The organism is Streptomyces sp. SPB074, from assembly GCF_000154905.1.
GTDB lineage: Bacteria > Actinomycetota > Actinomycetes > Streptomycetales > Streptomycetaceae > Streptomyces.
This window is the reverse complement of sequence record NZ_GG770539.1, coordinates 3,212,272-3,222,324: the sequence shown is the minus strand read 5'-3', so window position 1 is coordinate 3,222,324 and position 10,053 is coordinate 3,212,272. Positions and strand designations below refer to the sequence as shown.

The window sequence follows — 10,053 nt, the reverse complement described above, 5'->3', positions numbered from 1 at the left end:
GTGGCTCAGCCGGTGGGGCGCGGTCGGCGGGTGATGCGGGGTTCACCGGGTGGCGAGTGGCGGATGTCGGAAGGCGGGGGCGGCGGCGGATGACGGGGCGGGGGGCCGGTCGGGACCGGGTGGGTGCAGGTGTGGCGGCTTCGGCGCCTGGCCGAGCCGTGCGCGTGTCTGCGGTCGTCCCTGACGGGCGGTCGTCGCCGCGGCTCCAGGCCGCCGCGGGCTCCCGGTTCCGGCCGCCCCCGCGTCCGCCCCGCCGCCGCCCTCTGCCCCCAGCCCTCCGCCGCACGCTCCGTACATGGCACCGTGCGCCCGGCCGTGCGCTCTCCACACGGCCCTTACCAGCGGCTTTATTGGTGGGGCGTGGGTCGGCCCGCTGGAAAGGAAGCAGTGGGCCGAGGGGAGACGCCGTCCCATCCCCGCGGACGGCGGACCGGTCCGGGAGGTGAACGGCGCCTCCCGGACCGCGCACGTTCTTGCCCCCCCGTGCCGCCACACCCCTCCGCCCACCGCGCCCGGCTGGAGAATCCAGCGGGAGCTGCCGCCGTCGCGGCCCTCACTGCCGCCCGAACCGGCCCCGCCCGGTCTACGGTCTGCGATGCCCGCCCGGTGACGACCCGTGCGAGCGGCATCCGGCGGCATCCGGCGGCATCCGGCGGTATCCGGCGGTATCCGGCGGGGTCCGGCGGTATCCGGTGGCGGGGGCGGTGGGGCAGCGGGGACTATCGGTGGCGCCCTCGCCGCCTCAGCGGTTCGAGGTACGTACGAGGCGCGTGGGGGACGCCCGCGCCTCGACCGAACGAGGCCGGACTGCCCTGGGCGGGTATCGCCCGGACGGACTGTGATCGTCCGGATCTGGGCGGAGGGATCGAGGGCGAGCGGATCTGGAACGAGCGGACCGCGGTCCAGAGATCGGTAAGGGACCGCAGCGCAGCCGGGAGGAGCCTTGCGAAGCGGTGCCCGGCTCGGGCGTACCCCTGGCGCCGCCCACGGCAGCGGTCGGCCGCAGCACACGGAATCCGGGAACGGTGGTAGGTGGTACGAGCAAGGCCCGTCGGCTACCGGGACACACACCCCCCCGCCCGTATCGCCGCCGCCCCGCCACCCCCTGCACAGCCTCTTGCACGGCTCCCCAGCCCGGCACATGCCCCTGGCCTGCCCGCCACGACCGGTTCCCGCCCCGGACAAAACGTTCCGCTCGTGCCGTCACCCCGCGCCCGACGTACTCCGCCTCGCCCCACCGAGGTACCCCGCGCCCCCCAACCCGCCGTAACCGCTCCTTCGCTCGTCGTCCACCGCCACGCGACCAGCCCACCAGCTCCGTACCAACTCCGCCCAACCTCGCCCTCCTCGCACCAACTTCACCCAGCGATCCACCAAGCCCGCATTCCGGCCGCCGCCCTTACGGCCGAAGCGGGGCGTTCCGCTTGCGGCCCGCGGCTGCCCGGTGGCCGACGCCGGAACCCGTGGAGCCGGGCTGGTGAGCGCTTGGTGACAGGTGGGTGGCGGATGCGGAGCGCCAAGGGCCACAGGTGCTTCGGGGCGTACGGCTGGCGCGTGCGAGGGCGTGCGGTGACGGCCGGTTCCGGTGGCCGTCCAGGTGCGGAAGCCCCCGGACGCGGCCGCGCGCGTCGGTGAAGCGCGCCGGCCCGCACCGTAGGAAGAGGTGCGAAGGAGGAGTACGCGCTACGCCCCGACCCCACCGAAGGCGGCCTCGGCGGCCCACCGGAGAGCGCCACGCCCACCCGCGCACTGCCCCTGCCCCGCCCCGTAATTGGCCGGATTCCTTCGGTGCCGGTCGTCCCTCGGCCCCGTCCGGCGGGCAACGGCCTCGTGACGCGCGGGGCGCACGTGCCCACCGTGGCGCACGTCGCCCAACGCGCTGCCCTCCGCCCCGCACTCCCCGCCCCCGCCCGCCGCCCCCTCGGCCCGTCCCGCACCACTGCCGCAACGTCGCCGTCCAGCCCCCGAATCCGTGACACGGCCGGTTGCCGTGGACAGCCGAACCCCGAGGCCGTGGCCAGAACTCATCGACAGCGAAGGTGAGTTCGCCAGGGGTCGCTTCGTGCTGTGTCGCCGTACGGCCAAGTGGCCTGTGCCGGGGGCGCATTCACTCGGCGCATGTGCCACCGCGCAGGTGTGCGCACCAGCTCCGCCAGGCGGGAACGGGCACACCGCGACGCGCGCCGCGTACCCCCCTGCGTGCGGCTCCTTCGTGGCAGCATGGGCGCAAGCGGCGGGACCTTCCGGCGGAACTCCCCTGCCCGACTTGGTTGTCCACAGGCTGTGGAGGCGGCGATGCGCTGGTTGGTGGGGTGGAGCAGCACCGCGGCCCGGCGTCGCTCGCCCGGCCCCGCCACGTACGCACCACCGGGCCCACCCACCGGTTCCGTCGCCGCCCAGGACACCGCCTTCGGGAGCACGGGACCCGAGCACGGCTACGGCGACCCCTACGGCTTCGACCAGTACGGCAGCCGCGGCGGCCCCGCCGAACACGGCCGGGGCCGGACCGGTGACCCGCACTCCGCCTACGGGACCCCGTACGGCAGGGACCACACGGGCGTTGCCGACGACTACGCCGAGGACACCATCCAGCCCGTGGGCGCCCAGCTCCTGTGGGGAGACCCCGATCCGCTGTGGGCCGTCGGTGACTGGCGTCCCGACGAACTCCGCGTCGTCCGCGCCGACGCCGAGGACCCGGATCGCGGTCCTCGGCACCTGCGCGGCCACCGACGCGCAACTGCGCGCCGCCCTCTACTCCGCGAAAGGTGGTGCGCTGCGCCACCTCACCGCCTGGGCGGGCAGCTACACGGCGGTCGTCCAGGTCGGCCGCCGTACCATGGTGGTCGGCGACCTCGCGGGCGCGCGGCCCGTGTTCCACACCCCGTGGGCCGGGGGCATGGCCTTCGCGACCGCCGCCCTCCCGCTCGCGGATCTCATCGAGGCCAACCTCGACATCGGCTACCTCGCGGCTCTCCTCGCCGCACCCGACGTCCCGGAGGCCCTCCAGGACGCCACCCCGTACGCCGGGGTCCACCGCGTTCCCCCCGGCCACGCCCTGATCATGCGCGCCGGCGTCCCCGAGATCGCCGGGTACGAGCAGATGACCTCGCTCGCCGTCTCCGCCGCACCGGTCGCCGCCGACAGCGCCGTCGAGGCGGTCCGCGAAGCGCTCGTAGAGGCCGTACGGGTCCGGCTCGCCGCACCCCGCCACGTGCCCGGTACCGAGACCGACCAGGGGCCCGTCCCGGGTATGGGCCCCGCCGAGCGCCGCGCGGCGCGCGGGATGCCGCAGCCGGGCATCGGCGCGGACCTCTCCGGGGGCAGCGGCTCCGCGACGCTGGCCCTGCTCGCGGCCGGACTGCCGGGGATGCCCGGCACCCTGCTCGGGCAGGGCACCGGAGCAGGGGAACGACTCGTCGCCGTCACCTTCAACGACCTCGTCGTCCCGGGCCGCGAACCGGAGACCGAACGCGCCGCCGCTCTCGCCGCCAACCCCCGTCTGCACCACGTCGTCGTCGCGGGTGGCGCGGACACGCTGCCCTTCGCCGAGCTGCGCGTGCCGCTCACCGACGAGCCGGGCCCCGCGCTCGTCGCGGCCGGCCGCCACCGCGCCCGGCTCCTCGCGGGCAGCGCCGACCACTTCACCGGCCACGGCGCCCGCCAGGTGCTCGACGCGCACCCCGCCCGTCTCGCCGACCTCCTCATGGACCGGCGCAGACGCCACCTGGTCCGCCCGGTCGCCGCGCTGACCAAGGCCGAGGGCTCCGTCATGGTTCCCGGCAAGGTCTATGGGGCCGCGCGCCGTCTCGCCCGCACCCCGTACCGCGAAGGACTGGAGGACGCTGCCGACCTCCTGCTCCGCCGACGTTTCCCAGAGACTGCCGAGGGGGCGGTGGGCGCCTCGCTGGCGGCTCTCGCCTGGGCCCGTCCGGGCCCGGCCGCACGCTGGCTCACCGGCGAGGCGCTCGCGGAAGTATCGGTTCGCCTCCACGAGGCGGCCGCGCGCCCGGGGCCCGGCTCGGGCCGACGCCCCGGCGACTTCCGTGCCCGCGCCGCCCTCGCCCGCCACGCCGCCGACCTGCGCGTACTCGAACAGGCCGCGGAGATCCGTTCCCAGCGCCTCCATGCCCCCTTCCTCGACAACCAGGTCGTCCGAGCGTGCCGCGCGCTCCCCGAAGCATTGCGGGTACGCCCGGGAGCGCGGGCCGGAGTATTGCGCGCCGTCCTGGAGGGTGCGGGCGTCCAAGAGCTGCCCCCTGGTTGGGGCACCCCATCCGCTGCCGACCCGTACGCGCCTCTCCGTATCGGTCTGCGCAACCATCTGGACGCGCTTCTCGATGTCTTCCGCACACCTCTGCTCGCCGAGGCGGGCCTGGTCGAGGCCCGGGTGGTGCGCAAGGCGCTACGACAGGCCGCGGAGGGCGCGCCCGTACCGCTCGACGGCCTCGCGGAACTCGTCGCGACCGAGCTGTGGCTGCGCCGCCTCCTGGAGCGCCGCGGCACCTCCTGGACGGGCACCCCGACACGCCAGCGTGCGGTGCCCACCGGTTCGGTGGCGCCGGCAAGGGGGGCGGCTGGTGCGCTCGGCGCGGGTCGCGGAGCCGTCAGCGGCTGACAGCACGGCGGGTCGTCAACCACCTGCCGAATAGCCGCGTGCGCGAGAAGCAGGGCGGGCGCGGAACCTGCGGGTGGCAACGCGTTCGTCTGTCTGAACTTGCTGTCATCGCATGTCTATTTGCCACAGTCACCAGACCTCCCCATCCGCCCTTCTGGCCTGGACGTGGCCTTGGTCTTACTCTTCTCCGTTCTCGGTCACCACACCGGCGTCTCGGTCGTGGTGCCCGCGACGGGACGCGCCGCACCTCGTGCGGTGCACACTCACCTCGGCTGACCTCACCTTGCTGTTCACCCGCTCCCTCGTACGACGTCTCGTCGCCCGGCAAGCCAGTTGCTCTGTACGTACTGTGGATGGCCGCATGTCTGCCCTCGCGACTCCGCGCACGAAGCGTAAGGACCTCCTGGCGACCCTGCGTTCAAAGCGCGGAGGTGAGGAGGCCGGTCCCGAGACGGGCCCCGGCCGGGAAGGGGCCCGGCCCCCTTGCCGTCGGCTGACGCCGGGGACTGCCGACCAGCCTCCTCAACTCCTGGATGGGCGTGATTCCACGTCGCCACCCTTCCCCGGTTCGTACCGGAGACGTTGCCGCATCTCGCGATGGGCGGTTCCCCTCACGTGTGTGCACGTCACGCTCGGACTCGTGTGGTCGCCAACTTGGCCGGCTGCGCCTGTCTGTGTACCTGGCGCCCACCTCCGTCAGCCCAGGGCACGCGCGCTCTTGGACAGGGTGACAGGAGGTCTCATCGCGGCCCTGGCGATCCGGCCGACGATGAGCAGCTGAGCTCGCCTGCGGAAGGGGCCCCGGACGTGGGGCCCGTAACAGCGGGCGGCCTCCGGGCCCACGAGTTGCCCGGGAGATCCGGAGCGGCCTCGGATGCCCCGGTGCCCGCAGCATAGGCACATCTCCACGGAGCCTGCTGACCGCTGCACATCTCCCCACTCGGACGAGTGGCGCGATTATTTTTTCGGCCCGAGTTATCCACAGATATGGGGGAGTGGTCGGGGATGGGCCAGGGGGTGCGAAAGAATGGATGCAGGGGCGCCCCCCTGGGAGGGCGGGGGTATGCCCGCACCCGGGCCGCGCCCCCCGGCAGGCCCCTCCCCGCCACCCACCCTCCCCCGAACAATCGTTCCCACCCCCACTCCTCGTGGACAATGGCCAGGTGGAGTACCTCATCCTCGGCGCCACCGAGGCACACGGCCCCGACGGCACCCTCGTGCCGCTCGGCGGCGCCAGACTGCGCGCGCTGCTCGCCGCCCTCGCGTTGCGTCCCGGTCGTGTGGTGTCTGCCGGGGGCCTCGTGGACGAGGTGTGGGGCAGCGAGCCGCCACGGGACGCCGGCGCCGCGCTGCAAGCGCTCGTCGGGCGCCTGCGCAGAGCCCTCGGCCACGAGGCACTCGTCTCCGGCCCGGGTGGATACCGGCTCGTCGCCGAGCGCGCCGATGTCGACCTCTACCGGTTCGAGGACCTGCTGAGCGAGGGCTCCGCAGCGCTCGACGCTCACTCCTACGAGAAGGCCGCTGAGGTCCTGCGCGCCGCCCTCGGGCTCTGGCGCGGCCCCGCGCTCACCGACCTGCCCGAGGCCGCGGCGGAGGCCCGGCACGCCGAAGACCTCCGCCACACCGCCGTACGCCGCCGGGTCGAGGCCGACCTCGGCACGGGGCGTGCCACTGCGCTCGTCCCCGAACTGCGAGGGCTGACCGCGGCCCATCCGTACGACGAACGCCTCCACGGCCTCCTTCTTCGCGCCCTGCGCGCCGACGGCAGGCCGGCCGACGCACTCGCCGCGTACGAGGACTTCCGCCACACCCTCGCCGAACACCTCGGCACCGACCCCGGCCACGAACTCCGCGCTCTCCACGCGGAACTCCTGCGTGAGACCACGGACTCCGGCCCCGTGCCCGCAGTGGCGCCCCCACCCGTCGAAAGCCCCGCCCCCACTGCGGGATCACCGGCCGCTGGGTCACCGGCCACCACCGGCGTCCGCCGTAGGCTCACCTCCTTCGTCGGCCGCGCGCGGGAGATCGACAGCATCCGCGCCGCCCTGCGCGCATCCCGCCTCGTCACCCTCACCGGTCCCGGAGGCTCGGGAAAGACCCGCCTCGCCGAAGAAGCCGCCGTCGGCTACCCGTACGCGCACATGCTCGCTCCGGCTACTGCGACCCCGCCCCCGCTACCCGACGAGCCCCCGCGCCCCTCCCCGGAAGCCGCACCCCACCCCGTCGCACCCCGCCCTGCCCCGAGTGGACCTACGCAGGCCCCCACCACTCCCGCGCCGCGCCCCTCCGCCCCCATCCGCATGGCGGAACTCGCGCCTCTCGACCGCCCGGAGGACGTGCCCGCCGCTGTCCTCAGCGCGATCGGTGTGCGCGAGACGGTGCTGCGCACGACCCCCGAGCGGCCCGTGGCCACCACCGACCCTGTCGAGTTGCTGGTCGAGTACTGCGCGGGCCGCGAACTGCTGCTCGTCCTGGACAACTGCGAGCACGTCATCGAGGCCGCCGCGCGCCTCGCCGAGACGCTCCTCACGCGATGTCCCGGACTCACGGTGCTCGCCACGAGCCGTGAACCGCTCGGTGTCCCGGGCGAGGCCGTGCGACCCGTCGATCCCCTGCCCGCCGCCGAGGCGGTGCGGCTCTTCGGAGAACGCGGCGCCGCCGTACGCCCCGGCTTCACCGTCGCCGAGGACCCGGACGCGGTCGCCGAGATCTGCCGCCGGCTCGACGGCCTGCCGCTCGCGATCGAACTCGCCGCCGCGCGCCTGCGCCTCCTCGGCCCGCGCCAGCTCGCCGAGCGCCTGGACAACCGTTTCCGGCTGCTGACCGGCGGCAGCCGCACCGTACTGCCCCGCCAGCAGACCCTGCGCGCCGTCGTCGACTGGTCCTGGGACCTCCTGGACGAGGAGGAGCGCCACGCCCTGCGCGAACTGTCCGTTTTCGCCGGTGGCTGGGACCTCGCCGCCGCCGAGGCCGTCTGCACCGGTCCCGCCGACGACCTCGTCGGTGCGCTCGTCGACAAGTCACTCGTCGTCGCGAGTCCGGAAGCGGACAGCACGGGGATGCGCTTCCGGATGCTGGAGACGATCCACGAGTACGCCGTCGAACGTGCCGCCGAGGACGCGGATCGTGTCCTCGCCGCCGGGCACCGCCACACGACGTACTACCGCGCGCTCGTCACCACCGCCGAACCCCTCATTCGTTCGGGTGAACAACTGCCCTGGATCGACCGGTTGGAGACCGAACTCGACAACATCCGCGCCGCTCTCACCCGCGCCCTCGCCTCACACGACGAGGAGGACGCGGTCGCGCTCGTCCTCGGCTGCGGCTGGTTCTGGTGGCTGCGCAACCACCGCATCGAGGGAGCCGAATGGGCCGAGCGCACGATGGTGCTCGCCGGTGGCGTCCCCGCCGCCGTCGCCGACCTGCACGTCCGCCACCGACGCGCCGAAGGCAGTACGGGCCGGTCGGAGCCGACCCCGGCGTCCCGCCCGATGACCCCCGCTACTGGCCCCGGCTCCACCTCCGGATGCTCCACCTCTTCCTGTCCTCGGAGACAGACCCCGACCACGAGAACCTGACCCCCGCCGCACTCGATTACGTGATGGGGCTGCGCGGGGTCTTCGCCGCCTCCGACGCTCCGGAGGCCACGGTCTTTCCCGGGCTCCTCGCCGCGTTCGCCCCCTTCTTCCTCGACACGAGTGAGGACGCGTACCCGCTCATCGACGCGGCCGTCGAGCGCTGCCGCCGCCTCGGTGCCGACTGGGAACTCGCCACCACGCTGATGTTCCGCGTCCACATCACCGTCGACGTCCCGCGCGAGGGCGCTCACGCCGAGGACGATCTCGCCGAGCTCCACCGGCTCTGCGCCCGCACGGGCGATCGCTGGCTCAGCGCACAGGTCGCGAGCGCGCGTGCCGAACTCGCCATGGCGCAAGGTCGCTACGACGACGCGCGCACCGAGTGCGAAATCGCACTCCACTTCGCGCAGGAGGTCGGCGCCTTCGCCGAGGCACCCTTCCTCCTCGCCCGCCTCGCCGAGATCGCCCACCACTCCGGCGACCGTTCCCGGGCCGAAGACCACATGGCACGCGCCGCCGCGCTCGCCGAGGAGACCGCCTCTCTCGACGCGCACGCCTTCCTGATCCTGCTCCGTGCCCGCATGGCTCTGGAGGACGGCGCACCCCACGAGGCCGATGCCTTGTGCGCTGAACTCAGGGCCGTCAACGGCAGAACGGGTGGCCCACCCACCTGGATGGCGGCCTTCGCCGATACGGAGATACGCGTACGGGCCGCGATCGAGGGTGCCTCGGCGGCGCTCCCGCAGTGGCGCGGGGCCCTCGACGCCGCCGTTTCCGCGCACCTCTCCGGCAGCATCACCGCCTCACTCCTCGAAACCGGCGCGCTCCTCTTCACGGAGAACGGCGACCACACCACCGCCGTCCACGCCCTCACGGTCGCCACCCGCCTGCGCGGTCCCCACGCCCGGGGCCCTCAAGAGGCGGCCCTCGCCGCCCGCGTCACGACGGCCGCCCAAGCCGCCCTCGGCCCCGAGGCCCACGCCCAGGCCGTCACCGATGCCGCCACCCTCAACCCGGCCGACCTGGTCACCTGACCCGCGAGAACCACCCGCGATCCCCCCCGCGAGCCCTTCGCGAGAACCGTCTGACTCGTGAACACCGCGCGCCCGTGAACACCGCGCGCCCTGTGAACACCGCGCCCCCCCGCGCGCGCACGCCTGAGCGGCACAAAGGGGCCGTTACCTACTCACTCGCAGCTGAACCGCGACCCCGCCCAGTCCGCCACCCCCAACCGCCCCAGCCGTCCCAACGTGTCCCCCACGTTCCCGAGCTCCGCACCGCCCTTGCCCGCCCCGATGCCCCCACCAGCACGAGACGAGCCGAGGTCGCCCGTCACCGGGCCGGACACCCCCGGGTCCACCGCCTCCACGACGAGCCGCACGGTCCGCCGCCCCTCGATCCCCACCCGCACAGGGACCGCCGGGTCGCCGCCGCGCACCACTCCCGAGCGCCACAACCGCTCCCCGTCCGCCCAGACGGCGAAACGCGCCGCGCCGATGCCCAGGGTCATGTCGTCCAGCCCCGCGAAAGCCTCGTACCTCGTGCACGCGCGGTTGAGGTCGATCGTCGTTTCGGACGGGATACCCACGCTCACCCCGTGCCCGTACCGCGTCCCGCCGATCGACATCCCGCCCGGCCGCTGCCACACCGGACTACCGGTGAGGCGCATCTCCGGCCCCGTCCCGTCACCGGTGAGCCCGTACGGCAATGTGCTCCAGCGGTACTCGACCGGCTCGGCCGGCGCCGAGGGCGGGGCCGGGGACGGTGGGACGGGCGTCGGCGAGGGCTCGGGAGCCTGAGGCGCCGACGAGGCGGGTGCGGGCCGCGAGGGCGAGGGCGAGGGCGCGGGCGCGGGGCGCG

At 74.3% G+C, this 10,053-nt stretch carries 3 protein-coding genes and 1 pseudogene; 3 read left to right on the top strand and 1 reads right to left on the bottom strand.

Annotated features, from left to right (window positions below; translation table 11 throughout):
- Window positions 1-2,295: 2,295 nt before the first annotated feature.
- The 3 genes and pseudogenes from SSBG_RS13200 to SSBG_RS35760 all read left to right on the top strand — a co-directional run bounded on the left by SSBG_RS13200 (window position 2,296) and on the right by SSBG_RS35760 (window position 9,227).
- A pseudogene (locus tag SSBG_RS13200) lies at window positions 2,296-4,615 on the top strand (asparagine synthase-related protein).
- A 1,163-nt stretch (window positions 4,616-5,778) separates the two neighbouring features.
- Entirely contained in the window at window positions 5,779-8,193 is a 2,415-nt protein-coding gene (locus tag SSBG_RS13195) for a BTAD domain-containing putative transcriptional regulator (RefSeq protein WP_324603514.1), read from the top strand.
- A complete protein-coding gene (locus SSBG_RS35760; protein ID WP_324603513.1) occupies window positions 8,142-9,227 on the top strand; it encodes a hypothetical protein in 1,086 nt (361 codons plus the stop codon). The genes SSBG_RS13195 and SSBG_RS35760 overlap by 52 nt, the downstream gene beginning before the upstream one ends.
- Window positions 9,228-9,379: 152 nt before the next feature.
- Here the strand turns inward: SSBG_RS35760 and SSBG_RS13190 are convergent, their stop codons facing one another.
- The gene (locus SSBG_RS13190) at window positions 9,380-9,901 is read right to left on the bottom strand and encodes an NPCBM/NEW2 domain-containing protein (protein WP_037869671.1); all 522 of its coding nucleotides are present in this window, start codon (window positions 9,899-9,901) and stop codon (window positions 9,380-9,382) included.
- Window positions 9,902-10,053: the final 152 nt, after the last annotated feature.

What these genes read in the sequence shown, in the direction of transcription:
- SSBG_RS35760 (WP_324603513.1), top strand. Translation starts at nt 8,142, where the DNA reads ATGCTCCACCTCTTCCTGTCCTCGGAGACAGACCCCGACCACGAGAAC.